The following is a 26,860-nucleotide window of genomic DNA, read 5'->3' as shown; positions in this document are numbered from 1 at the left end:
GCTTTGAATTTCGCTGACGGATTCCGAACAACGCCCTAGATTCCTCGCTCTCGCGGTCGCCAAGCGCGATTACGACACGCCGCGTCGCCTCGGATCGATCCCAGTCAATGCAGTGGGCGTGCCGCGGCACGTCAACGAAGGAACGGACCTTCGGGATGCATACTCTCGGATCACCTTAAGTGGAAAGAACGCGACGCTCCGCGGCGCCAAGTCCTCCACCGCCGCACACCGCAATCCGAGAAGCGCGAATGCGTCATCTGCTGTTAGGTTCCCAGCCATGGGATCCTGTTGAAGTGCAACGCCCTCAAGATGCTTATCTATGAGTTCGTGCGAAGTACTTGGTACATCCCCCACTCATGTTCCGTTACATTCAACAGGTAAAACACTCCTCTTTCTCCTGTTGAGCTGCTACGCGGCGTCTTCCGATCTGCCCGCGAACTGAAGGCGCCCATGACCCACCGTCATCCGCGCTTTCACACGAACGCTGAATCGGCCAAGTCGTCCGGCCGTAGAACGCGGACATCACTTGTGAGATTCGATCGAGCTAATTCGTTTTTGGCCATCACGTCCTCGCATCCAGCACCGGCTCAGCGGCTCGATCGAAGCCGCGTTCCAGTTAGGCGGTGTCTGCCAAAAAATGTTGCGAACGAAGAAGTCCACGAGCTTTAGTTCGCAGTAATTGCCTGGCACTCCGTGGTTCGCGTTCGGCACCACAAGCATGTCGAAGAATTTTCCTGCGTCGATAAGACGGTCGGCAAGCTGAAAGGTGGATGACGGATCGACGTTTTCATCCAGTTCGCCGACAATCAGCAACAGCTTACCTTGTAATCGGTGCGCGTTGTCGACGGAGGAGGATTGTGAATATTCGATGCCGACCGGCCAGCCCATCCACTGCTCATTCCACCAGATCTTGTCCATTCGGTTGTCATAGCAACCGCAATTAGCGACCCCAACCTTGTAGAACTCAGAATGGAAGAGAAGTGCGCTCACCGCATTCTGACCACCGGCGGACGCACCGAAAATGCCAAGGTTTGAAATATCGTACCACGGATAGTTTGCGCTCGCCGCCTTGTGCCACAGGATTCGGTCGGGAAGCCCACCGTCCTTCAGATTTTTCCAGGCGACGTCGTGGAACGCTCGCGAGCGGTTGTTCGTCCCCATTCCATCGATCTGTACAACGACGAATCCAAGTTGCGCGAGCGGCTCGGCCGAGGCTGAGAATGACTTCGGAACGAAAGAACCGTGAGGGCCAGCATATATTCTCTCAACGACCGGATATCGCTTGGTTTGATCGAAATTAATGGGAAGGTGAATGACGCCCCAAATATCAGCGTCTCCATCTCTCCCCTTCGTATGAAAGCTGAGCGGCGGCGTCCAGCCAGCGGCCACGAGCTCCGAAATGTCGGCGCTTTCGACCTGCATGAGCTCCGAATTGTCAGTGGTTCGATATAAGACCATGCTCGGCGGAAGGTCGATACGCGAATATACGTCTACATAGTAGCGGCCATCTGGCGAGAATTCGATGTGATGATTTTCCGCTCGAGGCGTGAGCGCAGTCAGGCCTGTCCCGTCAAAGTCGATTCGGTAGCCATGGATGAAGTAAGGATCTTCGCCTGCGTTCATTCCGCTCGCGCCAAACCAGATCTGGCGCGTCACTGGGTCGACAAAATAGACCGTGCGGACCACCCACTTGCCTTTGGTGATCTGATTTTTAAGCTCGCCGGTTCGGCCATCGAAAAGGTAGAGATGCTCGTGTCCGTCGCGCTCGGACGCCCAGATGATCTCCTTACCGTCTGCAACGTTATACTGAAAGATTTTGCCAGTGCACTCCTGGTCCATGTTCAGCGGCTGATAGTCGACGAAGGTCTTGCTGCACTCATCGATCAGCGAGCGGACTTCTCCGGTGGCTGCTACCACTTCTAGAAGGCGATAGAGCTGATGACCTCGCTGATTATACTTAAAAGTGAAACCTCGACTGTCCTCCCACCACTCGATCGGAGAAAGTTCGTAAGGATTTTGGAATAGATTATTGTCGAGTTGGATCTCGCGCCGGCTACCGATCTCAAAGAGCACCGGATGCGATACTGTCAGAAGGTCGCCAGGTTTAGGATACGTCATGGTCCGGCGCCTCGGATGAAGCTGGTCGGTCGGTGACGATTCGACGAAATGAATCTTACGCTCGTATCCGGGGCGGAACCGGTATCCCGCAAGATAGCGCGAGTTCGGAGACCAACTCAGTGTGGACAACCAGTAGTAGTTGCTCTCGGAGCCGTCCCAGGTCAAGGGCATGTCCTGCGAGCCATCCTTGCTGCAAAGGAATAGATTGTGCCTATTGATATAGGCCAGCCATTTACCATCAGGAGATGCGGCTTTTTCCTTCGGATCATTTTCTACCGGAGGGCTGCCATAGGGGTTCTCCTCATGGACTTTGGAGGAAGGGTTCTGGGCTAGACAAGTGTAGCTCACAAGATCGCAGCTCCACCTGGTGCTATCGATCTGGAAGCTGATCTCGCGACCATCGCTAGCCAGGTCAAAACGACGGAATGGCAGATTGTCACCGTCGCAATGCCGCTGCGTTGCTCGGGTCAGGGCGGCAGCCAGCTTATCATGATCAAAGGCCAGCTGTTTTGCGCGCGTGACAGCGTTCACGAGGATGAATTGGCGCCGGCCCCTTACCATTCGGCAATAAGCAAAGGCCTCGCCATCTGACATCCAGAACGGCACGCCCGCGACATTGACCGTGAGCTGAGCATAGTAGCCGTTGATCGAGAGCGCTCGTTCGTAATCCGCTACCTGCAGGATCTCGTGTCCCAGTGTGTCTTTCCGGCGGTTCACGGCTTCCTCCTCCTCTGAGGTAACGGAGCGATCGTTAAGGTCCTCCGTATACGAAAGGAGCAATAAGGCTCGCTGATAGGGTGCGGCTAAGTCGTGGGCCGAAAGATCTCCAGTGCCCTTTCGGTTCAATCCCCGCTGAGCTCCGTTCCAAGTTCTCCCTGCAGAAATGATGCCATCGAAGCTGCAGGCGTTATTACGTTGTTATCTGATCTCCTTGTCGCTAGAGCACAAGAAGAGTAGCGCGAACACGAATGTGTAAAATCAAACACAGAATCGAGTTCGGCAGTAGCGGCAGGTCGAGCGAACAACGTGGGGCAGCGGTCATCGCCCGAAGCCGTGGCTCTCGAGAAATATGAACCTGCTTCGGACGCGAGTGCGAGAGCATACAAGCACACGCGACCTTGCACAGTTGCGCCACAGCACGCGGTTTCAAGTGGCAGGTAGGTTGCCAGAACCTCCGGGCCGGCGCGGATGTCGGCTGCGGTCTCGTGGACAATTGTTCGAAGGACATGCAACGTGTGTTTGATGCAATCTTGGCTGAATTGCTTCAATCCTGTCGTGGGCGCTACTCTTGCCGCGGGTTACGCTTAGTGAGCAGCGATTTCCACCAGAGTTCTATGGACCGGCCCAGGAACATATCTCCTTGAGAAACTGAACCCGAGCGCTTTTGCCCGTAAGCTCGCTAACGAGGCGACGATTGGTTAGTTTATTCAACGTCCTCGGCCTTCCCTACCGAACATTCGGCGACAGGCAGCTTGACCGCAGCAGCTAGGCGAAGACAGGAGGCTTGAGGATGTGGGTTGTCGGCATACCGCCCAGCGCCAGCCCTATTGCGCCATCCGGATATTGGACCACGGGCAACTTGTGCTGAGCGCCGGTCAACGACATGTGGATGCCCTCTTCTCCAACGAGGAACGGCCTCCGGGAGCCTTTGAACGGTTTCTGTAAGCTCGGCTTCGGTCAGCTTCCGATACTCGGAGCGCTTCGGGCTCTCGTCCACAGGACAGGTTATCTCGAGTGCCCCCGGAAGTTCTTCGCCCATCTCAGCAGAGCGAAAACGTCCGTTTCGGCGATGCGAAGGATCGCACCGATCGTCTGGAGCGTGCGGACCTCCGGAAGCAGATTGAGTAACCAAGTATAGACCACGTGCGGGTCGTGCAGGCGACGAGCGAGCGGCATGCGTGTGGAAACCGGAATACCATTGGGGTCCGACATCCACACTATCGTCCTAGACAAATTCGATATTTTGGACGGACTCGGTTCGTCGGCGGATGCGACTGATCAGCTTTTCCTCGTACCGAACGTCGAGACTGTCGCCGACTACGGCCGGAGCATTTTCCTGGATTCTCATCGAGATGGAGCCATTATCGGGGTCGAAGATGCCGCTGCCGTCATTCGCCGGTTGGTAGGCGACGGGGGGCTGGCGCCATATTGGGTTGGAGCGATATTCCAAGCGCCTTGAGTAGCCTGAGGACCAAGCCGATTTGGCTGGTTTCCTTTCCGCTCTCAATTTCGACTATGAAAACGCACGCTTACGTCGGCGGCCAATGCAAGGTCCTGCTGCGGTAACACAATGCATTCCGGGTTCTGAGAGCGGTGGTATCCGGAATGCTGGCGATGCTGACTTTCCCGAGCGGGAATAGAGAGTGAATCGCTCCCAAAACCTCTTTTTACCGATCGGCAAGACTGGGGCTAGTATTCCAATTAGCGGGATTTACCGATCGGGAAAAACCCTGCCAGAGGCTAAATTTTACGGCCCCGGGAATTCCGCTTTGCTGGAACGGCCAGCGTCCAGCCGCTGAAGGCCACTCCACGAACTGTAGTGGATTTCTGTGAGCTGCTGATGCTGCTTCGGCGTGACAAACATCGTGCGGGGTGACCACATCCCGTGTCAGTCACCGGCTTTTCGACTTCGTCCGCCGCCACTTGTTTCGAGTCGTTCGTCTGGCCTGCGGCTACATGGCATCCTCGCAGGGCAGTTCAAGCCGGCGAGCGATTCGATGAGCGCGGAAGCCTTCTGGATCCCCTCGCGCGAACTGGCACACCGCTGAGTGCCGTCTAGCCGCGCGCGACATCGCGCGCGACCACAAGCTGATCTAGCAGAAATACGACGGATACTGCCTTCAAACGCCGCGAAACGTCTTGGTTGCAATGTTAACGTCCCTCGCCGATCGGGTCGGGGAACAAGCATGGCTAAGGCACTTCGCAGTACCGTCATGGCACTCACTTTTGTCGTCGTCGCCGGCAGTAACATAATTTGGAGTTTGCTGGATGACTACGTCGCGTGCGGCCTAGCGCTAGCCGCTTCAGTCACCGCCGGCTTTTGCGTCGAGCGCGCCTTCATCAAACGGTCCCATCGCGAAATGATCCGTCAACACGGCACAGACTGGCAGGCTGGTTGCGAGCGGTAGAGAACTAGGACGGCGAAGGCGGAGAAATGACAGTGGATCGGAATATCCTCGAGAGCGGCACGAAGCGGCAGGCGCCCAAGCTGGAGGTGCTCGATTGCCAAACCCCGTAGCGACCGCTGCGAGCCCATGCATCGGCGATCGAGGCATTGCACGCCTGGTACGCCATGCAGTCAACCGTCAATACTGTCGCGCTCTACGACGCCGCAGCAGCGCTATTCGGCTCGGACTTCCACCGGGCCGAATACCATGAGGTCGAGTGAACATATCTGATCTCGACGCGCTTGCAGTTGGACAAGCGCGATGCCGAAGTCCAGATTATCTTACGTCGACAGAACGGGCGAAAGCCTCTAATTCGATTCCTTCCGGAAAATCTTTTCAGCGCCAAGATGCTTGAGCGTGAATTCAATCCTTGTGGCGTCAGATGCCTTCTGGCTAAGGCCCCGACCGGTAATCACCACCACGCGCTTGAAAGTTTGTTCGGTGAGATCCCAATGCTCGGCTGCGGTGCGGCCCCCAACATAGGCTGGCGCGAACAGCGCCGGTACCCAGCGCCCAGGCATCATCGAAGACGCGGTCAGTGCCGAGGGTGTCGATCGAGGCCGGCACGGAGGCACCCACGCCAACCCAACTGAGCCTGCCTTGCTCCCGTCGCGTTTCTCGAGCGAAGTGTGGCGATCGGGCAGGCTCATTTGGCTCACCGAACTCTCTGAGTGCGTCAGCTTGTCGACAGCTGGTCCTGATAGAGTGAGGACCAGAGAGCGACACACTCGAACCAGAGGGGGACATGGACCCATTTAACAGCATCAACCCGTTCAACCCGGAGTTCTCTGCTTACAACGCCGCGGTGCCGCAAGCGCAACAGCAGCAAGCGGAGTTTGAGCCGTACTTGGATGAAGTGCCGCAGCTTGGTACCTCTGCCGTCGCAGAGCATCCGGTTTCTCGTGTTCCCTACTATCCACATCTGTCTGAAGAAGGCCTCAGGCTCGCCGAGGCCTTGGGACTTGAGCACCAGAGGGCCGAGGGGTCTCATCCCCAACACGCAGTCACCGGACACGAGGACGCCGCTGCCCTGATGGGTGAGGACTACACCGGCCAGTTGAGGCCTGCGAAGAGGCAGAGGACACTAAGCCACACGGCAGGCGATGCCATCGAGCGCCAGCCCAGCGAGCCTAGCAATTCAGCCGCGCGCGCGCTGACTGAAGACGCCGGCACACCGTTTCGGGCCAGCGGTCCGGTGATCCTTCCTGCGGAAGGCTACGATCAGGATCTGCTGTGGGCGATGCTGGGAAACGCCGGTTCATCGTCATCTCTCGAGCCAACCGCCCCTCATGACCACGCCGTGGATTCAGGAGCGGCCGTTCGTTCCGTCAACTCGCGGCAGGACGACCAGCGCACATCAGCTGCGCATGAGGGTAGCAGCGTCCCGCCGAGCCAGGACAGCGCACCCGCACCTTTCATAGTTCATAACGACCGCTTCACGGCGCTGTTCGTGCCCGCGGCGGCGATGAGGGGCCGCTCTCCACTCAATCTGTCAGGCGCAACCATTCATTTCGGATCTCGACCGGAAAGCGTTTCGCAGCCGAGCGCACAGCCGGCGAATCGGCCCTCGCCAGCACTGCTGGCACAGATGATGGAGCAAGCCGCTCCGGCGTCCGCCAGAGCTGAGACGACGCCGCCCGCGGCCCGCGAGATTTACGCTGCATCATTCGCCGTTCCTGAGGGCTTTTCGCACGGCACACAACCTGCCCCAATCACGATGATCTCGAAGCTCGGCCACTGGGGCCTCTTGCCGGACGCAGCGCAGCCGATGAAGCAATACGACATTCGCGGCGAGCGTTACACGGCCCTCTTGGGGTCGGGAGGACCCAATGACGTTCGGCTCATCCACCATCCACAGATATAGACACCAGGGACAGTCGCTACGTGAGGGGCCGGTCCAGATAGTTGAGGTAGCGGACTTGTTGATGGACGATAGCATCCTTCAGCGACTCTTGCGAGCTTAGTGGGGTTCAGGGCGGTGCGGATAAGCGCTGCCGGCCCCAACGAACTTGCGGGCGCCATGGCTTAGCGGCTCCTTATTGAGCCGAACGAGCCATGGCGCCTTTTTGTTTGTAAAGAGGATGATCACGTTGGCGGGCTGGTTGCGGCGAGAGGATATGCAGAAAAATCGGAGGTGACTGCCGACCCCTCACGGGCCCGCTCGTCGCTATAGTGTCTGCCCATGTCTCCACTTTCTTTCCGGCAAGGCACATGAACGAATGGGCATTGACGCATCCGGCCCCCGCTCTTGAAGGCCTTGATGAAGGCCTGGTCGGCGGCTTGCAGGGCCACGAGAAAGTCCAGCGTGCCGCCGCGATGAGAGTCCATAGGTCACGATCACCGGCCTTCTTGATGGGCGCGGATCTTTGCCCGGAATTCCACCGACCTGCAGCCCCTTTTCAGCAACACCAGGATGGCGGTGCCGGGGAAGGCGATCCGGAGCATGCAGCCGAAACGAATGCCAAGGAACTCCAAATTGTGATGAAGGCGCGGACACACGCCCCCTACCGATTCGTGCAGGAGATTTCGCAGCACACGTCAGTTAGCTTGGTGGCTGTTAGTGTCTTTGGGAGATTTCTTCGATGTTGATTATCGAAACTATTTTGAAGCCAGACCAGTTTGGCGGTATTGGACTTTTCTCCACGACTCATTTGCCTAAAGGCGCGTTAGTTTGGATTCACAACCCGATCGTTGACATTGCGGTGACGCGCGAACAATACGAAACTCTAGCTCCAACATTTCAAGCTCTACTTGATAAGCATGCCTATCCGAGAGACCACAAGATTAATGACGGTGTCGTAGAGTATAATGCTGACAACGCTCGCTTCATGAATCACAGCAGTCATCCAAACACATATCAAGACGATCATTGCAGAATTTTCACAGCCCGTGACGTACACCCCGGTGAAGAACTGACTTGCGATTACTTGTCTTTCGATCCAGGGTGTGACTTAGCGTGGAATAGGGAGCTACTGCCGAACGTTGGTGCCGCAGCCGCCTAGGCGGCAATAGATTGGAGACGCAGTCTGGCGACTTCGATTTCGTCGGCGAATTAACACCCTGGAGTTTCGGCAACTGAAGGCGCCAGCTTTCCAGGCTGCCTGGTCGAGCTTGAGTTGTGGCGAACGCAGCCTTGTTCGGCAGACTTCGCTTGTCACGCGGTGCGCGGTGGCACCGTCGGGAACGTGCTTCCGATGACGTTGGTAGCCTCCGACGTGGAGTTCACGAGATCTGTGGAACCTACCCTGGTCAAGATCTCCGCGGGTGCGCGCGATCTCAGCTTTTTCACCAGGTAGGATCGTAATCACGCTCGATCAACTCACAATCGCTGCTGAGTTGGCCCGGTAGCTGATCCCGATATCATTTTAGCATGCGCTGATAGTGCTGCTCCATATCAGAGACGAAAGATGTGCGGCTCACTAACGCACTTGATCGCAACTGCTTGCGGCTCGATATTTGGTCCTCAAATTGCTCTCGCACGCAGAAGAGACCCTTTCAATCCAGACGCGAGCTTGGCTACAGAGACCTTAAAGATCTGCGACTATCGAGTGCTCGAATTCTTCAGCCAAGGCCCATTCGGGCTTGCCCTTGGGGCTTATCAAACGCAATCTTTATGCGATCAAGAGTTCTCCTTTTGGGTCCTACCACGATGGTGCTCGTCACAACGGGTAGAGCCATCACGAACCGCGAGTGACAGGCACTGCCACCGGCGGTGTGGAACTGGCCCCGAGGCTACATTGGCGGGCACGTCGGCGCCGGGGTACGGCCGACCTCCTTCAGCAATTTCTTCGGCCCGTCGATCTACGGCGACGTCGTCGATATTCCATCGTTCGTCGCAGGTGGCCAGATCGGCTACGATTAGCAGAGCAACAGCTGGGTGCTCGGCCTCGAACTGGATGCCAGCACAGCTGGCGCCAACGGCTCAAACACCTGCCTGGCCGCCTCCCACTTAATTGCAAGCGCAAACTGCAACGCAGGTGCAACCCCTTTGCGACCCGGACCGGTCGCATCGGTCACGCCTTTGGCGCGCTCGGGCAAACGCTTGCCTATCTCAAGGCATGCATAGCCTGGCAAAACAATCGGGGCGACGTCGTCAACAACTTCGAAGGGGCGACCTAGCAGGGGAGAACACGCATTTCAACTTTGACCGAGTTGGTGGCGTCATCGGGCTTGGTATCGAACAAGCTCTTACGCCTGCATGGATCGGCGAACGTCGAGTATGACTATCTGCATTTTGGAGGCGCCGAGTGTCGCGACCGCTTCGACATTGCAGCTATCTCCGTTTGAAATTCTGCCGGCGAGCATACTAGCCTGTCCAACTTATCACATCGGACAAATTCGCCTGAACTATCATCTTGGTGCGGACCCAAGGGCCCCATCAAATTCCTATGCGCCGCTGAGGTTGGCGAAACGCCCAGCAGGCGGTGATCGAGGTGGAAGGGCTGCTGTTCCGAGGCCATCCCGAAGTGCCCGTAGAGGTGCGGGAGTGGATAGGTCCCGCCCTTGCGTCGCCTGACCTTGTGAGCAACGACCTCATCTTTCCACGCAGTGTAGCGGAATGGGGCCATCCACCCCAACACGAGAGCCCGGTGCGGCGGAAGCCGACGCGCGAAAGCAAGCGAACCCAAACGCGAGCTGCTGCGTGCCGTTGCGCCAGAGAAGGAGATTGGGCAGCCCCTGACACAACCTATGAGGCACGCAGCCAGATGAAGGGCTCTCGACCGGCAGCGTCACAACCGCCGCAGTCGGAGCCATTTGCGACAGAGGACCGTTCGAAAACGCCGTCCGCCGCCCTCTTTGAAAACATCCAGGAGCTGGCCAGCCGGTTTAAAGAAGCCCGCTTGCCTAAGCAATTGCTGAACTAGTCTCGCCACCTGGGACGTTAGATCGTGCACTCGCTCACGCAGTTCTTTTCTGCGTCTGAGACGTGCAGGCTCCGCTTCGTAGAGCGCTGGGTGTTCCGGGCCGGTCAGTCACGATCCTTAACGGCCCAACGTTCTAATCGAACAGTCAGGAATATCAGGCTTCTCGCAATATCCGACGAACCTTTCGAGTTCGCGTCGGACATCGACAACGTCCGTGCACCAGCCTTGTTCTCCGGCTCCCACTTTCGAAGCCTGGAGCCGGCTCCGACAGGTTGATCCTGCGGCGTACGCGTTGTTCTAGCGATTCAGACTCTCGACAACCTAAAAATTCTCGCCGTCCAAGCGCGCGGCGGAGCCGTGTCGCTTTTGGAGCGGACTCGCGACTTTCAGGGCCTTACACGCTGTAACTGCGTCAAAAGCAGTTCATGACGCCGGAATTCTGCATGTAAAACTTAGTTTTTGAGTAATTTCACCGGGGCGAGTGTGTGAAGGTACTTTGCACCTCGGCAATTTCGCCGCCGGGCCACATGCAAAGAAGGTTGGCACGGAACGGAGTTTGGTGGGAATTATTTGTTGACCCGAGATTCCACGTTTCGAGGTAAGCGCATATGTAATCCCCGCCAACTGAGCTCTGCTCGCCCGCAATGGTTTGAGGATGGAGCTCCCTGAAATCTGATGCCGTCCAAGCTGCCAGGATCGAAAAGACGGCTCGGGAAGAGCCTTGCCGCAAGTCAGGATGTGCTCAGGCGATTCACGTGGGAGATCAGAGCCATTAATGTGTGTTTGGACGACCTTCGCTATTTCCAGGCGCATGCGCTGGGCATTGCTGCACCACAAATGATGATCTTGATGGCATTGATCGACTTGGAACAGGGCGACGGTGTTCCGGTCAACGTGGTTGCAAAGTTGATGAAGGTTGAGTCGGCCTTCATTACGAAGCATTCGAAACAGCTTGAGGATAAGCGATTTGTGCGCCGCGAGCGCTGCGCGAACGACGCGCGAATCGTCCACCTGTCGCTAACAGACAGCGCTCGCAGAGGACTTGCGAGCATCGCGGCTCAGCAGGAAGAACTCGATGAGTTTGTTTCTGGTTATCTCGATATTGCGGACTTTGCAAAGCTGGCTAGTTGCCTTAGCGGAGTCAGGAAACGACTGGAAAAGGCGCGCCTGCACGCCGCGTTAAAGATGCAAGAACCTTCAAGAGAACAGCAGCTGCGGGACGCCTAGCGGGTCAACAACTTGAGACCACGAGCCTACTCGCCGCGACGCTTACAGCGAGCGCACCAAAATCCTGGATCGGGAGCTTGGATTTACTCTGCTGCTCTGCAACAGCTCGGGCCGGAGCCGAATGATCAAATTCATCCAAGCCATGACGTGCGCATGCTGAAGGAGCCATGCGCCCTCAGAGGCTCCAACGCAGCGATTTGCCTCGACTCTAGCAATCGTTTCTGCATCTTGCCCCGTGGGCGGATGATAAGCGATAACTCTGCTGCATTTGGCCACTGCTTTGCGTGGAGGCGCGGTGTTCTACGAGCGCCCCCCCCAGAGCGCTATCGGCTGTTTTCAACAGCTCGTCGCGTCGTTCTCGGTCGCGCAGCTTACACTAATCGTAAGTATGATTTCGCCGTCGAATGTGAGGACAACTGACCGAGATGCCTTCATTTTAGAGGTGGCAGCACCGTACACCGTTGCTTGATACTTCTCTTCTGTTAAGAACGCATTGTTTTGCAGTCGACCGTGACGTGCGATCGAATTGGGGCAGTGCCATCGTCGATGTCTTACGGCAGAGAAGCAGGGATTCCTAGACAACTGGACCTCTGCGGACAGTCGGACGTATTGAGAGCCATGGCACTACGTTAACAAGCGCGCCTGATCGGGCGCATCCTGTTCTTGCGTTTTCATAGCAATTTCACATGACCCCTATTGAAGCAATCAAACGTTGGTACGTGTCCCTGGACGACGAACTTCAAACAGACATCGCGTATATGTTCGTATCTTTCACGCTGGGGGACTGCCAGTTTTCGCCTGCTGCAGCCGTTCGAAGACTGCTGCAATGGTTCGACCTGCGCAGCGCGGGCTCGGAATATGAGAACGCGTTAGCGGCGGTCGTGTTTCGCGCCTCGTTCGAATACATGTTTGCCGACCGCTTCACGGGCGCCGGCTGGACCTTTCCCGAACAATTGTTCAAAGACGTGATCCGCGAGGCTGCTGAAGGGAAAGAGGCAAGCAAGATCGCAACGACGGCATTTCGATTGCTGCGGAACATTCCCGACCGAAAAACAAAATGGAGAGAGGCTGGTGAGAATTGGAATGCCTTGGTCAACTCGGTACTCAACGACGATGCGCTGAAGCAATGGACCCACGAGCAATTCCTGGCGACCGACTTCGGGCCGACGCAAGACTGAAAATACCCGGAAATATTGGAAGAGTGCCAATTCAGAATGAAATTTCGTGAGACCAGCCAGCGCGACGATTAGAAGGGCAACTTCCAAAGAGAGTAGAAAAGCCACCCGAGGGCGTCCCAAAAGAGCACCGCCGCGATAGCGAAATTCAGCGATCTAACGAATGGCCGATCTCCCTTAGGGATATTTGGCGATGTAGCATCACAACAAGCAGGATAGCGGCGATTGCAACGGCTCAGGCGCCGCATTCTGCTCGGAATTGGCGCCTGAGGCAGCCGTGCGGCGAGCGCGCCGATATCGGAATGAATGAGCTCGTGGTTGCGCTCGACTCCCTTCAACTGATGGATGATCCGTATCCTAGATCCCCTTTCAGAACGTGTTCGCAATACTTGGCTCGCGTACCCAAAGCCGTTGCGAATCGCTCGATGACAGCGTTCTCCAATCCCTCCTTTTGCGCGCGCGCGCGAATGTCCGCCACCAGGTCGGGGATCTGCCCGAACATGGAGATCAGGGTAGCGATGAGCACGTCCGCGTTAACACGCGTCTCGCGCGCAAATTTTTGCCACTGGCGCAAGCCAATTTGATCGAGCTTGTATTCACCCCCGACTTTCATGGCGAGTTTGATCTTGCGCTGATCGACATGGTCGTAAGGAAGAATGCTGGCGATGTCGTAAAGGGGGGCGAGACGCACGAGAGGACCGCTGGCCAGAAGCAATGAATAGTTCTTGGCGTGAGCATCAGAGCCTCCAATGAGCCAGTTGAAGACCAAAGCGCTGACGAACGTCTCAAGGTCAGCCTCGCGGTCTGCCGAGTAGGTACGCAAGAGCTCGACAATATCGGCAGGCGTTGGTCCACCCTCGTTCTGGTATTTCTTGGTCGGCAGGATGCCCATGGCCAGGCAGATATCTTCCTGATGAACGCGGATGATATCGTTCCCGCTGACCTGCCGATCGTAGCGTTCAACCACGATCGCGATTTCCTGTTCGAAGCGCATCACCTTGGTTTCAGCGGCTGGCAGTCCGAGCTCGCGTGCGAGCTGCAGGCAGATATGCTCATTCTCGGCGTGACCATCGAAATGGCCCGTCGGTGGTTTCAAAATGTGGGTGGTCGGTATGCGCCCGGACGGAATGCCCCATTTGTTGTCTTTGAGGACAAGCGCGGTTTTCGGCTGGGCGCCCGCAAGACTGAATTGACCCGTGTCGCGGGGCAGACGCCAGGCAGCGTGATCTTCGCGCAAGACTCCAAGCCGGTTTGCTATTTCCGGCTTATCCAGCCATTCGATCTTGTCGTCTTTGCCTGTGTTCAGAGCCTCCAATCGATCAGGCGTGACGAACTGGACGGCCCCGGCGCAATCCTCGCCGACGTTAGAGATGAGGGCAAACACGTTGCGCGCCGATACCTGAAATTTCTTGGCCCAGCGCTCGAGCACCTGCTCGTTGTCAGGAAGCAGCCCCCACAAGAAGGCCTGAACGGTGGCTGGACCGTGCTCCTCGGCGGCAAGCGGCATCGATAGCGAAAGGGGGTAGGCCCCGTCCGCGTTGCGCCATGCATTGTCGTAGACGAAGGTCAGCCGGCCGCGTGCGTCACTGCGGACGCGACCGGCTTCGGTGCCATCCAAGAGTGCAATGAGCTCGGCCATTATGTCTTGCCTTTCTTGGCTTTGGTGACGATGGCGTTGATATCAACTGCGGAGGTAGACCCGCGGCTGGTGGGCGCTCCACTGTTGGCATCCACCGGGATGCCGAGAACGTCGAGAGCACGGAGGACAAGGGCCAGCTCTGCGCGGGGATGACCGTGCTCGACCTCGATCAGCCATTGACGGCTAACGCCAATCTGCTTGGCCAGCTTCGATTGGTCTAGCTTGAGGCGTTTGCGTCTGTCGCGAATGACGGCGCCGACGTCGGCAGGTGTACGGATAAGCATGGCAACCCCAAATGTCAGCGTTCGCTTACAACTAGCATATGTCGCCGTTCAGCGACAATCGAAATGTCGCCGTTCGTCAACATCCCGTGATGTCATCGATCGCCGACATCGCAGGGTCCGGAAGTATTAACCTTTTCAATGACATAAAGAGGATGCCCGTTTCGCGCTGGGGGCAAATTAGTAGCCTGTTCAGTGTCTCTTTGCTCGGATGTGACACCGAATGGCGGCTCCTCGCCGGTCATGAGCCGCGCGTGCTCATTTGCGTTCGGATCAACGGCATGAGCATTTCCTTCTGGCCGCTCGATACCCCCGCGGAGCTTCTTCACCGCTTTTGCGGGTCTGAGAAGATGATGACGTTGCGAGCCATGCTGCCCCTTCCCCGCTCGATGCGTGGCTGCAACCCATGCTTCGATGATTCACCTCTACCGGCCAAGTAGAGCCCACAACCCTGGCCCATGGATAAGGCGCACAACTCCTCCGCCATGGCCAGGCGGCGACGCATGTGGTCCGCGATCGGTTTAAGATGGAAGCAGGCTCGGCCAGACCAGTTGCCCAGTGTCGCCCGATCAAGCCGGATTCCCTGGCGCGCATAAATCTCGGCCTGACGGTAAAATGGCGTATGGTCGCCAAACCCGGAGACGATCACGTGCGCAACGGCCGCTTCGGTCGGCAGCCCGCTGGGCACGACATGCTCCGGTGCGTGTGCCTGCACGACAGGGCCGGAGCAGCGGCGACAGATGTATTTCGGGCGGCGCGTGACCAGCACACGCCATTGCGCCGGGAACACGTCGAGGCGCTTGCTGACGTCCTCGCCGATCTTCGTCATGGTGCCGCAACCGCACGGGCAGAGCGTGCTCGCGGGCTCGATAATCCGCTCCACCCGCGGGAAGTGGGTAGGCAAGCAGCCGCGATTGCGATGAGAGCCTTGATCCGTTACGCTCCGCGATCGGCCTTGGATCACCGCCTCGGCTCTCTTCTGCGCCGCGTCCAGCATCCCTTGCGCGATCTCCACGTCTTCGAGCGGCAAGTGATACTGATCTGGTCGCAGCTTCTCGGACTTCGCGCCAAACTTGTCGCGTCGCAATTCGCCGAGAATGATCTCCAGCCGACGCCGCGCCTCATCCGACGCCGCCACCGCCCCCTTGTTGCTCGCTCAAAGCCGCCTGCGTTTGCGCCAAAAGCGCCTTCAGGCTTTCGTTTTCGTCGCGCAGCGCCGCGATATTCATGGGCTATTTCGAGCACATCGGCGCCGCACGCGCCACGTTCAAAATAGCTTCCGAGTCATTCTGCCGCAGTTATCCCGCCGCCTGCGGGCGCCGCGCTTCCTCCGGGCGGACCAACCTCCAATCCAGGCCCTCGAACAAGGCCGCGAACATCGCCGGCGACATGCGCATCACGCCGTCCGTGATCGTTGGCCAAACGAACTTGCAACCTTCGAGGGCGTTTGTGCACCAACACCAAGCCCGTTCGATCCCAGACCAAAATCTTGATCCGATCCGCTCGTTTTAATCGGAACACGAAGGCTGCGCCGCTGAACGGGTCGAGACGAAGCATCTCCCGCACCTTCGCCGCAAGCCCATCGGGCCACAGCGGAAGTCGATTGGCCGCGTTGCAACGTAACTCTTCAGATCAGCACCAGCCGCAATCATCGTGATGCTCGCAGCACGCGGATCACCCGGGACAGCTGCTCGGCATCAATGGCCGTATCCGTCCAGCGCGCCGCCGGATTGGAGGGCGACACGAACTTCGGAGTGACCTCTGTCGCAGCACCGAACGCGGCATCGTCAAGAACGGTAAGGTACTCATCGATTGCTCGACCCGCGGCCTCCGGTAGAAGCCCCTTTCTGCCTTCGATACCCTTCTGCCGATTAGCATCCGCTTTGATCAGGCTCGCGTCGACCGCGAACCTTCGCCACCGACCAGCCGCGCCTGGATACACGCGACGAAAGAGATCGCTCTGACGGAAGCGGCCGTGCCTGTTCTTCTAGAACGTCGAGTGATCGGGGACAGCCCGCTCCAGACCCAGCCGGCAAAACCAGCGGTACGCCAGATTGAGGTGGACTTCATCGCAGAGGCGTCGCTCCGATCGTATGCCGAAGCAATAGCCCACCAGGAGCATCCTGATCATTAGCTCGGGATCGATCGAAGGCCGTCCGATGTTGCTGTAGAACGGCGCCAACTCCCGGCGCAGGTCCTCAAGCTCTACGAACCTATCGATAGACCGGAGTAGGTGGTCGGCCGAGGTGTGTCTTTCGAGCGAGAACTCATAGAACAACGCAGCCTGTTCGACTTGCCAATGCCCCATCATGACCTTCAGTCCTGCCAATTAGAGAGCATGGCTACTTGATCGTGAATGTTTCCATCTCTGGGGCGTCCCCAAATTCCCATCGCCCTCATGGTTCGATCTCCCACAACCTGCCTCAGACGGCGTCCATGCTTCGCCCTTCTCCTGGCACTTTTAGTGGTGAGTGTGATGATGGATTGGCGTATCATCCTCTTCAGCCAAGCCTGCCGGCTCGATCGTGAATTCGATTTCTATGGTGCCCGCCTTTTCGAATTCCAACGTTCCTTTGACCATCTCTCCTTCCTTTAGTGCGCCGTGAAGTCCTTCAAACAGAATCCGCGCGCCACCGGGTTGAAGACGAACGAAACCACCAGGTTCTATTTGAAAGCCATGCTCATGGGTGGCGAACTTAGCTGGCCGTGCGCCTGCATCGGCTTCCTGCAAGATCCCCTTCTCGCCCGAAAGCGACGCCCCGAGCAACCGATCTGGCCCTGTGCCCCTGTTCTGAATTTCGATCACATAAGCCGTCGTCGCGGTACTGGTCGTATCCTTTGCAGCCACCCAGGGATGCTGGATCAGTAGTGTTCCGACCTCCAACTCATGGCTGAAGGCGGTACTGTTGAAAAAAGCCAGGACGGCAACACCGGCAATCGGCGACAGCAATGCCCTCGCACTCGCCTTCAACATCGTGGGTTTCCAAGGCATCATGGCCTCCTCTGTAATCCGCGTTTTAGCGCTTACCACTTTATGTTCGCGGGAAAGGTGGTCAGCGAAGGTTTCCCGCAATTGCCGCTTTTGGAGGTGGGGTCAACTGGTCTGGCTCAAGATCATTCCGCTGAATGCCGGCAGCGCTAGCCACGATCACTCGGGGGCTGATGCGGGACGGCGAGATGAGATGCTCTTCTGCTCACCGATCCCCCACCAGCGTGCCCCAAAAGAGCTACCGCCTGCTTGCCGACGCAGAATCTGCTCGCTACCATGATCATGGCTCGTCCCGGCCTGCGATCTTGCTGGCACTAGACCCGTCGCCGCGACAAATGATCGATTGAAACTTGCGGGGGGATTGCGCTCGGCGAGAGCATTGATCGCGAGTGCGATCAACGGGAGCCAGACAGCAGTGAGGGCAAGCGCGGCCCGGACGCTAATGGTCATGAACGCCTCTCTTGTTGATCTCCGGTTCAGCTTGGAGCTGCGTAATTGCGTCGACCAGTTGCGAATGCGATGCTAATCTCTCCGTCTCGTCCGAACGCCAGCGTGCGCGCACGAATCCGAATCTGTCGATAAGAAACTCGATTATCGCTGGAGGTGAATCGTTGTCATCGAAGCCGGGGTTCGCCATTGTGCGCCGATAGAGATTCCACGCAGCGGCAATGCGATGGTCTATGTCGAACACGATGCAGGGATTTCCTGCCTCACTTGGAGATGGGAACTCCTCGGAGGGAGACGGCATCACCGCGACGATCATTCCGCCTGCTTGCTCGATGGCGTGCGCGTGTTGCGTCAACTGATCTAGGCGCTGCGTTTGGATGCCATCTCGGAAGATCAACACAAGTTTTGAGCGCCCATCGCTCCTATCTTTCAACTTCTCTCTCGGGTCAAGGCCGCGGCACGTCGGAATGTCGATCGCGTGAAGCCACGGCTGCCCCGCCGATATTTCGGGACCAAGAACTCTTGCTTCATAGCCAAGCGATAGAGCCATCACGTACTCGACCACTCGCCACCTGTCCAACTCCGACAGACTTTCGGCAAAGCCCGGCATCGCCGAGGATGGGAAGCCATAGCTCACCCACCAGTACATGTCTCCCATCGTATGGTCTCTCGTGTGCGGAGCAGTGAGATCGGCGGGCGGCGGCTTCAACTCTTTTGCCAACGGGCCGTCTCCTCTACCCCTCAAGCCGTGGCAAGCTGCGCAATTAGCAGCAAATATGTCTTGCCCCTGGGCAATCGCTTGCGCGTCATACGGCACTGGAACCTTTGAGTAGGTCGAAGGATACGCGGGGACTGACAACCCGGGCAGTGCGACAGCCCCTGCGACGCCAAGTCCAGCAACAGCCGCGAGCGTCGCCCACCGCCATCTTCCCATACGGCCGAGCTCAAATGCGGCAATACTCCCAACTAACAGAGCAATGCAGCCGCCAATGGCCAGAACGTTACTTCCCGGTACGGTCCCCCAAGCGACGACTGGATCCAGACGGAACGAAAGCGGCCAGACTATCTCGACGTGCCTCGATGGAATGGCCTGAGACAGGCAGCCCGCAAGTAGCGTGACCAGAAATGCGAAGGCTAGCTCGATCTTCAAGACCATCGCGAGTGGCTGAGTTGCCCCTTCGGTCTTTAGCAACGGCAATAGCCTCTGTCTGATAAACGCCGCGCAGATCAGGACCGTGCCGATGCAGGCGAACTTGCCCGCCAGGAGCCAGCCATATTCGGTCGCCACCAAACCCGGCCAAGTCCCCACGTTTTCGATCGCTAGAGCTACTCCGGTTGCGACCAGGAGCAACATGAGCGGCAGCGCGACCGTCGAAAAGCCGCTTAGGAGCCTAGATTTACTTTCGGGCCTCTCCGCTGCGTGGCGAGCCAACGCGACAACGAGGGTCGACAGTCCTCCGAACCAGAGCGCCGCCATCGCAACATGGATCATATTGATCGCGAGGTCTGCTATAGTGCCGCCAGCCGCCGAGTGGCTCGAGAACAATCCCACCAGCAGCGATAGTCCGCTGAAACTCGCGGCAAGACCTGGCTTGTGAAGAAGTCGCAAGCTCGCAACTCCGACTAGCACAAACCCAAGCGCCGCGACCTGAGCTCTCCCGAACCGCGTGTCCAAAATGATGAAGAGCACGTCGCTGGAGCTGACAGCTAAGACCGGCTTGCCTAGGCCGGCGCCGATCCGAACCGTCAAATACAAGAGACCGAGGACGAGTCCTACGGACGCAGCGATGGAAGCTATCGTCGTGAAGCGCGACCGAGTGCCGCTTTCAAGACCCTCGCGCCACAGTGCCAAACCCCAGCAGAATCCGCCGAAAGCTGCCGTGGAGGCGAAAGCAGTCCCTCGCGCAAGTGAGAGGACCGTTTCCATCAAGGTTCTCGGTAGAGAAATTCAAACTTGCCTTCCGTGCGATGCCCATCAATCGAGACAACGCTCCAACTGACGGTATAGAGCCCAGCAGATAGATGAGGTAACGAAACATTCACGATTCGCCCGTTGCCGCTTAGCACGGGCTGCGAAAGCCCTGATACGGATTTATTATCGCGAGAAAGGGCGACATTGATGAGCCGCTGTTCGAGTGCTTCAGTGAAGTACAGGACCATCGGGTCGATCGGAACTGAAATTTCGCTGCCATCTTGCGGCGTCGATCGAATGAGATGCGCATGAGCGAGTACCGCGCTTGTCGTTCCGATCAGCACGGCCATCAGGACGAGCACGAACCTTTTCATCGAAGCAACTCGCCTTTGCCTGTGGTTCGCCGAGGATAGCTCCCGCCCGATCGAGTATCGCCGCCGTGCCCACAGAAACGTTCCCACGGCGCCTGACACTATGACCAGGCACCACGCCAGAAGACGTATCAGACTCCAGCCTCGCCCCACATCGAATGGAAAGTTTGCCACGCTTTGCCCACGACCCTCGATCGCCACCATGCCGACGTATCTGCCGGCTTTCTCGAAATTGACCTCGATCTTTATCGTTCCGTTCGGATACTTCCTTGGTGGAATGTAGAGGATGCTGGATGATGTGTCTGTCATTTCCATCCTTTGTACGCCGTCATCTCTAGCCAGTTTCACGCTTACAGGGATGTCTCGAAGGGACTCGTCGACGAAATCGAGAACAATGATCGTTCGCCCGACCTCCGGTATGTCCTCACAAAATTCGGCTCTCGAGCTTTGCGGCTGATAGCCAGTAAAATGCATGAAGTAGCTGTCCACTTTCAGCTTGCATTGGTCAGCCTCCATGGACACCGCTCCGTGCGCATGACCTTCGCGGACGGCGGCAAGAACAACGAAAGCGCCGAGCGCCATCACAAGGATGGCCGGGAACGCCCCTCTTCCGCTCGCGGTCGTCCGCCACTGACCTCGTCGCAACATTCGCGCACCCAAGTTTACTTGAGTTCCGTGAATACGGGCACGATTGGTCCGCCCATCTCCGCTATGACGCGTTTCCCTTTCGGAGTGTAGAGGAGCAACAACCCGCCGAACTTGGAGTCGACGTCGGTGAGGAAGCTGACAAGGCGCTCCAATTCCCACACGGCGTCCGTTGCCTCGACGAGCACCTCTCTCGTCTCACCAGGATTTATCGGCGTATCACTACTGAGCTCAAGCCCTGTGCGTGCGACGAGATCCCTTGGGTAGGTCGGATCTACATTGGCTACTGCCGCTGGGAGCCCCTGATTGAGGAAGCGGATGTTTGCGGTCGTAAGCTCGCCGATTGAAAGAGGTTCCGACCCTTTGTTCGTTATCCTTATCGCTAACCTCATCGAACGGCCCGGCACCTCATAGGTGGCCGATATGACCTTGACCTCTGCGTCAGCAGGGCTTGCCGGGCGCGGCGCGACCTTATTCAACCCGCTCTGGAGGGGCACATTATATGGATATTCCTGATTGGCTCGGACATAGCCGCCGAAGACCATGACGAGAACGATCGCCGCCACTATAATCCCGACCCCGGTGTCCCTCAACGAAACCAACAAATCCTCCCTGCCCTTCTGCAGAACAAGCCATCGAGGCAAAAACAGTGGACGAACCAACCAGAACAACAACCAAGCCGCAGCCACGGCCAGCCAAGCCACATGCCATCCGATGGCGTTAGTCAGCCCGAACGTCTGCAAGTCGTCGATCTGCAGTCCAGTCATAGTCTTGATCGGAAACGCGAACGAATGCGCATCACCCGAGATGTTTATCCGCTGCCCCGGTCCCACCAGAGGGCCAGATCCCTTGATCGAGATCGAGGGATGGATGTGGCTGCTGCCCGGTGTACGCCCCTCAAGAACCATTCGAAAATCGTAGTCGCGGCCAAGTTCCAGCTTAGCGAAAGACTGCCTCGCTGGCTCACCGTTGAGGTATGTTTCCACCCTGGCAATTGTTGGTCCGGGCGATACGCTCGATACGAAAACAATATCCGGTGGAGTAACTGCGTCCGGCCAGTCCTCCATCAGCCTGAATTTTCCCGTTAGCTCGAACCGCTCGTTCACCTTCACGTCAGTTTTGGAAAACTGGACATCGTAGAATTGTACCGTCCGGGTCCTCAAGTATGGCTCCTGAGCACGTTCGCCATGAGCGGCTGCGCTAGACACTCCGGCAGTGAAGGCAACAACCCAACCGGCAGCGAGTTTTATAAATTTCGCCAACATACCCATGTTCCCTGTGCTTATTCGCTTAGGACGCTGGCCTGCTTTTCATACCCATGAAGGATTTGACGACATCGCCGTTCTTGAGGAACGTCGTCTGGGACGCAAAACGCCCAAGCTGCCACCAAAGTTGGTGCATGAATATGCAGATGAAGCCCGCGAACGCCGCCGACACCCAACTAACCGAGCTACCGAAAGTCCGGAGCGTACCGCGCTCGATGATACGCAGATACTCAGGCATGTTCGAACGCGGAAATGTGTAACCGATCATGTCGGCCAACGATGCGACCATTCCTTGGTGCTCGACTGGGAGATAGAACGGAGCCAAAGCGGAATAATTCGATGGCCAGAATACGAATCCGAACGCAAAGCCCGCGAAGATGGATGTGAACAGGCTATTGCGAAGGACGATTAAGGCCATATCCATCAACAATGCGCCCGCGATCACCTGTGACGGCACGCCTTCCGTGAACGGGAAGCCTGTCCATATCCACCAATTCGCGTAGCGTCCGAGCCACGTGGTGATCAGCAACACTGTTGCGCCCACCGTCGCGCCGATGGGCAAACGGAAGTTGACCCAGAAGATCGCCTGCAGAGCAGCAGGAAACATGATCATGGAGACGGGCGTGACAAGGGGCCAATACTGCCGGTCTTTCCAGTCGACATACATGTCCCAATCACCGACCGTGAGCATCACGTGCAAATGAAATGCTCCCGCAAAGAGGGGCACCACCGCCGCCACGACCAAGAAGTCGAATATGCGCGAGTATCTTGCTGCCTTGGGGGTTAGGCCGGAGACAGAAATGACCGTCTTACCCTTGGGGCCAGCTTTCAATTTCGGAATCGCCACTGCATTTATGTCGGTAATTTGAGGTGACTCCTCTCCCTAGGGTTTACCTGCTCTTCCCGGACTGGGATCGCTGTCCGGGAAGGCTGTTGGCTTGTATTGTTGTCACACGGCTTCCCGGACCGCGCTTTTCCTGCGCGTAGCCAACGTGGGTCCGTCACGCGCTCGCTGCGTCCTGCTCGAATACAATCGGAAAGAGTTCTCTAAATCGTCCGACGATCTGCATCAGGACACCCGCCAGCGCGAGTGCGCACCATCCGAGAACCACGAAACCCCAATGCAGCGGGTGGGAGAAGATTTCCTCGGTGAGCCAGTAAGCGTGCCCCCATTCGTTGAAACCGAGATTCGGCAAAATGAGGAAAGGCCCCACTACGGCGAAGACATGCATGAGCGAGACCCCCCTGCAGAAGGCCGGGATGCGGGTCATTGCGTAAACAAAGCTGCCTACGCCAAAGAAGAGATAGATTGGAATGGTCGCATAGAACAGAATTATGTGACTGGGAGTAAACGGCGTGTCTCTGAGGGTCGTCTGATGCCAGACTCCATCTCCATCGGCGAAGAAGCTGCCTGTCCAGAAGATGCAGAAGCTGTACACGACGAGCCACATGGTCAGATAAAAGTAACTGCGCAATTCGACCTCGGGCGTGATGGCCTCAATGTTATTGTCACGCGTCAGGAAGAGATAGGTCCAGCAGAGCGCGCCCGCGCCATACAAGACCGGCAATTCGATCTTGAAGAGCGTCATCCAGTATTCGCCAAATTCTGGTGAACTCGCATCGAGCCCCATGGAGAAACCAAAAGCCTGCTGATACAGCCGCGCGCAGATGTAGAGGATCGTCAGCGCAACGATCGCGAACGCGAACAATCCGTAGTTTATGCTAAAGGTCTTGGTGCCCGTGACATTCGGTGTGCGATCTAACGCAGCGTCAGACATTATTCCTCCTCAGTTTTGTCCTAGTACCTCGATACTGAGATTTTGTTTGATTGGTTTTGGATTCTAAGACGGGTAGCTGCTCAGGAGAGACCAGCACTTCGATGCTGTGCGGCGATCCGGGCCCGCGCCTGATGAAGCCGCGCGCTCGGGCGGCAACACCATTTTGGTGGACGAAGTTGCCAAGCCGTCGCACCAATGCACCGACGTTGAAGCATTTTTCTGGATACGCTGGCCGACAATGAGTGCATATCCCAGTCGGCATCAGTGCGCTCTCCAGGAATATTCATCCTACGGTGCGGACGCGCCGAGGATGCTCGCCTTAACGATTCGGAGTTGCCTTCGAAGTCGAACAGTGGACCGTCGCCCAAAACAAAGGCCCGCCTGTCGTGGAACGTCGCTCGACCGTGAGGCCGGCCGCGTGAGCTGCATCGAAATAGGGACTGCTCTTATTGAGCACGTAAGCGGTGTTCCGAAAATGGCCGGCCGGTCGATCACCATTCGGGAGCGGGCTCCGCTGTTGCATATCCATTCCATCTGCCAAGCTACACCCCGACCGCTTTAGAGAGCGTGAAAAACAAGCGGACGACCTCGGACCGAACTGGAGGCTCTGTACGGCTCCACGGAGCTCAATCGGCCCCCTCGCTCAAACCTACTTAACACCGGCTACGTGGCTTGGGCAGCTACCAAGTCAGGTAGTACCAGAACACACCAGAGTATGTTCAATCCGCTTAGATGGTAGCGGTTGGATCCGTCCTCAGTAGCTCCCTTGGCGGTCGGTAGTATTCGGCCTTTCCTAGATGCTCATCTGCCCTCATGACGAGATAGTGCGGGGGAAGGAGTAGGTTTCATGAGCTAGGGCCAACCCACAATCAAAGTGGCTCACTGGGATGCGCCGGCCAGTTATCACGAATAGAAACCATTAGTTCGCTGTCCGATTGCCTATCATGGCGGAATCGTTCGGGAACTCGTTCACCATCGTTGATGTGACGGCGGACGACTCAAAAGCTCAAGTTTGGATTGCGCCGGCCAAGCCAAGCCAGGCGCTGACATTGGTCCTCGCCGCAGTCTCGGAAGGATGGACTGCGGAAGTGTTGGACGTCGTGCTGCCCGTTGAGCACAGCGAACGCTCGAAGAACTTAAGCTCGAACCCTGCGACGTTTACAAAGTGGCTGAGTTAGCGAGCGCGGCCTGTTTCCGGAGGGCCATTCTGGATAGCAAAGGCTTTCCTCGCCGAGTTGTAGGTTGCCTAGGCAGGCTTACGCCGCTCGTTCTCAGCCCTATTCGCAGCCTTGAGCCGGCCTTCGATGTAGTCGGAAATGTCGCCGATCTCAGCCCGCAACTCGGCTTCCGAAATACCCTGCCCTTCGGCAGCCTCGACAAGGCGCCGGTTGAGTTCGGCCACGTCCTGCGACGCGCCAACCATCCGATACTGCTCGACAGCGTGAACGCTGTTCTCGATCCAGAAATCGATAAACTCGCGAGCGTTGCTCACCGTGACCCCCTACGCCGACAGAAGGGCTAGCGTTAGCGCCAGCGAGTAAAGGGAGCAAGGCCGCATCAGTTAGCGGAGCCTTGCGTCCGACGCCATCGAAGGCGCTGGCCGTGGGACTGGATGCCATCTTTGGCGGTTACGCCTCGCCATATCGCGCGATCTTCGACGCGGACGACAAGGACGGATTGTCGGGCGCCGGCGTCAGCCCAGCGCAGGCGCAGATCGTCGATCCCGCCGTCTGGGCTCAAGAGAGCGCCGATCTCGCAAAGCAGTTCGCGTACGCGCCGCCGGTCAGTATGGGAAAGAGAGCCCGCCCTCCTGACGCGCGAGTACGAGACCGACGCCAAGATCGTGGCCCGAGCGCGGGCCGCCCTGGCGGGAAACAGGCTGGCCAATTTGATCGAGACCGCTTTGAAGTAAGCCTTTTTCGCCGGCAACCGGCAGGATATTGATTTGGAAGTTCACGCAATGAAAAGATTATTCGCGCAACATCGCTGCTAACCCTTCCCGCCTTCGCATGGGTGCTCTCGTCCAATTGACGCCGACCACGGGGGCGCCCGTCTTGTTCGACGCCAGGAAGATCACGGCCGTCGTCGCCCTGTCGACCAGCGAACTTCACGTCGACGCCGAGACCCCGTCCGACGCCGATTGACAGCCAATCCGCCGGTGGCGGTTTGTCCGCACTCGCTGCGGCGCCGATCTGGAAATCATCATAAGGCGCTCGCGACCTCGGATGGAAGATGACGCCAGCCACGACATCAACCCATTCGCGCCGAAGCCGCCAACGATTATCCAAGCTCATTAAGCGATTATGCCGCCATCGGCGATGGTTCCGTCGCCGACCGACACGATGTCCAGATGGTCGTCCTTGCGCCGGCTCAGGGCGGCGTCGCTCATGCTCGCTTCACCCGTCGCATCGGGCTGCGGCGTTGCATCGGATCGGACCGACGGCAGCGCGCGCACGCCGCTGCCTCCCGCGCGTTCAGGCCGGCGCACGCTGGCCTCCCCCCAGCGTCGCTGCGGTAGCGCCTGGTCGAGGTCTGGTAGTACTGCACGCGGATGGCCGCCATGGCCTCGATCAACGGCCCCCACGGCGCGGGAAAGTGTTCTTCCGCCATCACCCGGTGCAGCATGCGCGTATGAGGCGCTCGATCACCGGCTCTGTCACTTCCGGCTGGCGTTCTCCAGCTTCGAGCATGCCCATGTCGTGCTCGGCGGCGAAAGCTTCGTCGCTCTGGCCGAGGGCTTGCAGAACGCCCTGTGGGCGCTCGGCGGCCTGCCGCGAGGGCATCGCAGCGATAGCCTGTCAATGTCGTTCCGGAATCCGGCAGCCGACGCGCGGGAGGATCTGACACAGCGCTACGCCGCGCCGCATCAGACATTGTCAGAAGTCCGACAAAGGAACGCTCTCTAAGCTGGACAACAGCTGCCCGTCAGCTCGCCATCAGCTTGTCTGGGTATCCTCGCAGCAGGGCCTAAGCAGCCCGAA

Annotated in this window: 24 protein-coding genes and 2 pseudogenes; 10 read left to right on the top strand and 16 right to left on the bottom strand. The window is 57.8% G+C overall.

The annotated features are described in order from the left end of the window. Positions 1–522: 522 nt before the first annotated feature. Together GGD67_RS13315 and GGD67_RS40080 are read right to left on the bottom strand one after the other, a co-directional pair. Positions 523–2,835 carry a DPP IV N-terminal domain-containing protein gene (locus GGD67_RS13315; RefSeq protein ID WP_312013680.1) on the bottom strand — a complete coding sequence of 771 codons (2,313 nt, stop codon included), beginning with the start codon at positions 2,833–2,835 and terminating at the stop codon, positions 523–525. A gap of 1,008 nt (positions 2,836–3,843) precedes the next feature. Next, entirely contained in the window at positions 3,844–4,014 is a 171-nt protein-coding gene (locus GGD67_RS40080) for a hypothetical protein (protein WP_409411363.1), read from the bottom strand. Here GGD67_RS40080 and GGD67_RS13305 point away from each other — a divergent pair. Then, complete coding sequence (locus GGD67_RS13305; protein WP_179733063.1) at positions 4,013–4,297, top strand: hypothetical protein; 285 nt, start codon at positions 4,013–4,015, stop codon at positions 4,295–4,297. The genes GGD67_RS40080 and GGD67_RS13305 overlap by 2 nt on opposite strands. 1,296 nt (positions 4,298–5,593) lie before the next feature. On the opposite strand, the gene GGD67_RS13300 is transcribed toward GGD67_RS13305, so the two are convergent. Further along, the gene (locus GGD67_RS13300; RefSeq protein ID WP_179733334.1) at positions 5,594–5,935 is read right to left on the bottom strand and encodes a hypothetical protein; all 342 of its coding nucleotides are present in this window, start codon (positions 5,933–5,935) and stop codon (positions 5,594–5,596) included. Between the two features lie 95 nt (positions 5,936–6,030). Here GGD67_RS13300 and GGD67_RS13295 point away from each other — a divergent pair, with 95 nt between their 5' ends. From GGD67_RS13295 to GGD67_RS13270, 6 genes are all read left to right on the top strand, one after another. Continuing rightward, positions 6,031–7,149, top strand: a complete 1,119-nt coding sequence (locus GGD67_RS13295) for a hypothetical protein (RefSeq protein ID WP_179733332.1) — start codon at positions 6,031–6,033, stop codon at positions 7,147–7,149. 347 nt (positions 7,150–7,496) lie between these two features. After that, positions 7,497–7,874, top strand: a complete 378-nt coding sequence (locus GGD67_RS13290) for a hypothetical protein (RefSeq protein WP_179733330.1) — start codon at positions 7,497–7,499, stop codon at positions 7,872–7,874. After that, complete coding sequence (locus GGD67_RS13285; protein ID WP_179733328.1) at positions 7,868–8,287, top strand: SET domain-containing protein; 420 nt, start codon at positions 7,868–7,870, stop codon at positions 8,285–8,287. Before GGD67_RS13290 ends, GGD67_RS13285 begins: the two co-directional genes overlap by 7 nt. 710 nt (positions 8,288–8,997) lie before the next feature. Further along, positions 8,998–9,147 carry a hypothetical protein gene (locus GGD67_RS39255; protein WP_246790775.1) on the top strand — a complete coding sequence of 50 codons (150 nt, stop codon included), beginning with the start codon at positions 8,998–9,000 and terminating at the stop codon, positions 9,145–9,147. Between the two features lie 1,678 nt (positions 9,148–10,825). Further along, positions 10,826–11,377, top strand: coding sequence for a MarR family transcriptional regulator (locus GGD67_RS13275; RefSeq protein WP_179733326.1), 552 nt, complete (start codon positions 10,826–10,828; stop codon positions 11,375–11,377). 686 nt (positions 11,378–12,063) lie between these two features. After that, positions 12,064–12,555, top strand: a complete 492-nt coding sequence (locus tag GGD67_RS13270) for a hypothetical protein (RefSeq protein WP_179733324.1) — start codon at positions 12,064–12,066, stop codon at positions 12,553–12,555. A gap of 331 nt (positions 12,556–12,886) precedes the next feature. Here the strand turns inward: GGD67_RS13270 and GGD67_RS13265 are convergent, their stop codons facing one another. The 11 genes and pseudogenes from GGD67_RS13265 to amoC all read right to left on the bottom strand — a co-directional run bounded on the left by GGD67_RS13265 (position 12,887) and on the right by amoC (position 23,879). Beyond that, a complete protein-coding gene (locus tag GGD67_RS13265) occupies positions 12,887–14,191 on the bottom strand; it encodes a type II toxin-antitoxin system HipA family toxin (RefSeq protein ID WP_210286455.1) in 1,305 nt (434 codons plus the stop codon). After that, positions 14,191–14,475, bottom strand: coding sequence for a helix-turn-helix domain-containing protein (locus GGD67_RS13260; protein WP_179733322.1), 285 nt, complete (start codon positions 14,473–14,475; stop codon positions 14,191–14,193). Before GGD67_RS13260 ends, GGD67_RS13265 begins: the two co-directional genes overlap by 1 nt. A 322-nt stretch (positions 14,476–14,797) precedes the next feature. Next, entirely contained in the window at positions 14,798–15,610 is an 813-nt protein-coding gene (locus tag GGD67_RS13255) for a transposase (protein ID WP_409411347.1), read from the bottom strand. Between the two features lie 146 nt (positions 15,611–15,756). Beyond that, the gene (gene tnpB, locus GGD67_RS40075; protein WP_409411362.1) at positions 15,757–16,065 is read right to left on the bottom strand and encodes an IS66 family insertion sequence element accessory protein TnpB; all 309 of its coding nucleotides are present in this window, start codon (positions 16,063–16,065) and stop codon (positions 15,757–15,759) included. A gap of 118 nt (positions 16,066–16,183) precedes the next feature. After that, positions 16,184–16,783 (bottom strand): annotated as a pseudogene (locus GGD67_RS13245) (transposase); the annotation flags it as partial. 150 nt (positions 16,784–16,933) lie between these two features. Next, entirely contained in the window at positions 16,934–17,446 is a 513-nt protein-coding gene (locus GGD67_RS13240) for a copper chaperone PCu(A)C (RefSeq protein ID WP_179733320.1), read from the bottom strand. Positions 17,447–17,900: 454 nt separating this feature from the next. Further along, positions 17,901–19,835 (bottom strand): CopD family protein, encoded by a 1,935-nt coding sequence (locus GGD67_RS13235; protein WP_179733319.1) that lies wholly within the window; start codon positions 19,833–19,835, stop codon positions 17,901–17,903. Continuing rightward, positions 19,835–20,773, bottom strand: coding sequence for a copper resistance protein CopC (locus GGD67_RS13230; RefSeq protein ID WP_179733317.1), 939 nt, complete (start codon positions 20,771–20,773; stop codon positions 19,835–19,837). The genes GGD67_RS13235 and GGD67_RS13230 overlap by 1 nt, the downstream gene beginning before the upstream one ends. A gap of 80 nt (positions 20,774–20,853) precedes the next feature. Next, entirely contained in the window at positions 20,854–22,101 is a 1,248-nt protein-coding gene (gene amoB / locus GGD67_RS13225) for a bacterial ammonia monooxygenase, subunit AmoB (RefSeq protein WP_179733315.1), read from the bottom strand. A gap of 25 nt (positions 22,102–22,126) precedes the next feature. Next, positions 22,127–22,948, bottom strand: a complete 822-nt coding sequence (locus GGD67_RS13220) for a methane monooxygenase/ammonia monooxygenase subunit A (RefSeq protein WP_179733313.1) — start codon at positions 22,946–22,948, stop codon at positions 22,127–22,129. Positions 22,949–23,102: 154 nt separating this feature from the next. Continuing rightward, positions 23,103–23,879, bottom strand: coding sequence for a bacterial ammonia monooxygenase, subunit AmoC (amoC, locus tag GGD67_RS13215; RefSeq protein ID WP_179733311.1), 777 nt, complete (start codon positions 23,877–23,879; stop codon positions 23,103–23,105). A 944-nt stretch (positions 23,880–24,823) separates the two neighbouring features. Between amoC and GGD67_RS13210 the strand changes: the two genes are divergently transcribed. Beyond that, a complete protein-coding gene (locus tag GGD67_RS13210) occupies positions 24,824–25,057 on the top strand; it encodes a hypothetical protein (protein WP_179733309.1) in 234 nt (77 codons plus the stop codon). A gap of 68 nt (positions 25,058–25,125) precedes the next feature. Here GGD67_RS13210 and GGD67_RS13205 read toward each other — a convergent pair whose 3' ends face one another. Beyond that, positions 25,126–25,371, bottom strand: coding sequence for a hypothetical protein (locus GGD67_RS13205; RefSeq protein WP_179733307.1), 246 nt, complete (start codon positions 25,369–25,371; stop codon positions 25,126–25,128). Positions 25,372–25,888: 517 nt separating this feature from the next. On the opposite strand from GGD67_RS13205, the gene GGD67_RS39690 reads away from it, so the two are divergent. Then, positions 25,889–26,023: a hypothetical protein gene (locus tag GGD67_RS39690; protein WP_283814109.1), complete on the top strand. Its 135-nt coding sequence runs from the start codon at positions 25,889–25,891 to the stop codon at positions 26,021–26,023. Between the two features lie 149 nt (positions 26,024–26,172). Here the strand turns inward: GGD67_RS39690 and GGD67_RS13200 are convergent, their stop codons facing one another. Beyond that, a complete protein-coding gene (locus GGD67_RS13200) occupies positions 26,173–26,334 on the bottom strand; it encodes a hypothetical protein (RefSeq protein ID WP_210286489.1) in 162 nt (53 codons plus the stop codon). A gap of 178 nt (positions 26,335–26,512) precedes the next feature. Here GGD67_RS13200 and GGD67_RS13195 point away from each other — a divergent pair. Continuing rightward, a pseudogene (locus GGD67_RS13195) lies at positions 26,513–26,734 on the top strand (IS21 family transposase); the annotation flags it as partial. Between the last annotated feature and the right edge of the window lie 126 nt (positions 26,735–26,860).

Origin of the sequence: Bradyrhizobium sp. IAR9, assembly GCF_013408065.1 — a bacterium.
Lineage (GTDB): Bacteria > Pseudomonadota > Alphaproteobacteria > Rhizobiales > Xanthobacteraceae > Bradyrhizobium.
Note: the sequence above shows the minus strand (reverse complement) of the source record. Positions and strands in the feature narration are given on the sequence as shown.

Bases quoted from the DNA above. Each gene is read 5' to 3' on its own strand.
- GGD67_RS13305 (WP_179733063.1), top strand. From the start codon at position 4,013: ATGCGTGTGGAAACCGGAATACCATTGGGGTCCGACATCCACACTATC.
- GGD67_RS40080 (WP_409411363.1), bottom strand. From the start codon at position 4,014: ATGCCGCTCGCTCGTCGCCTGCACGACCCGCACGTGGTCTATACTTGG.
- GGD67_RS13300 (WP_179733334.1), bottom strand. From the start codon at position 5,935: ATGAGCCTGCCCGATCGCCACACTTCGCTCGAGAAACGCGACGGGAGC.
- GGD67_RS13295 (WP_179733332.1), top strand. From the start codon at position 6,031: ATGGACCCATTTAACAGCATCAACCCGTTCAACCCGGAGTTCTCTGCT.
- GGD67_RS13290 (WP_179733330.1), top strand. From the start codon at position 7,497: ATGAACGAATGGGCATTGACGCATCCGGCCCCCGCTCTTGAAGGCCTT.
- GGD67_RS13285 (WP_179733328.1), top strand. From the start codon at position 7,868: ATGTTGATTATCGAAACTATTTTGAAGCCAGACCAGTTTGGCGGTATT.
- GGD67_RS13275 (WP_179733326.1), top strand. From the start codon at position 10,826: ATGCCGTCCAAGCTGCCAGGATCGAAAAGACGGCTCGGGAAGAGCCTT.
- GGD67_RS13270 (WP_179733324.1), top strand. From the start codon at position 12,064: ATGACCCCTATTGAAGCAATCAAACGTTGGTACGTGTCCCTGGACGAC.
- GGD67_RS13265 (WP_210286455.1), bottom strand. From the start codon at position 14,191: ATGGCCGAGCTCATTGCACTCTTGGATGGCACCGAAGCCGGTCGCGTC.
- GGD67_RS13260 (WP_179733322.1), bottom strand. From the start codon at position 14,475: ATGCTTATCCGTACACCTGCCGACGTCGGCGCCGTCATTCGCGACAGA.
- GGD67_RS13240 (WP_179733320.1), bottom strand. From the start codon at position 17,446: ATGTTGAAGGCGAGTGCGAGGGCATTGCTGTCGCCGATTGCCGGTGTT.
- GGD67_RS13235 (WP_179733319.1), bottom strand. From the start codon at position 19,835: ATGGAAACGGTCCTCTCACTTGCGCGAGGGACTGCTTTCGCCTCCACG.
- GGD67_RS13230 (WP_179733317.1), bottom strand. From the start codon at position 20,773: ATGGCGCTCGGCGCTTTCGTTGTTCTTGCCGCCGTCCGCGAAGGTCAT.
- amoB (WP_179733315.1), bottom strand. From the start codon at position 22,101: ATGTTGGCGAAATTTATAAAACTCGCTGCCGGTTGGGTTGTTGCCTTC.
- amoC (WP_179733311.1), bottom strand. From the start codon at position 23,879: ATGTCTGACGCTGCGTTAGATCGCACACCGAATGTCACGGGCACCAAG.
- GGD67_RS13210 (WP_179733309.1), top strand. From the start codon at position 24,824: ATGGCGGAATCGTTCGGGAACTCGTTCACCATCGTTGATGTGACGGCG.
- GGD67_RS39690 (WP_283814109.1), top strand. From the start codon at position 25,889: ATGGGTGCTCTCGTCCAATTGACGCCGACCACGGGGGCGCCCGTCTTG.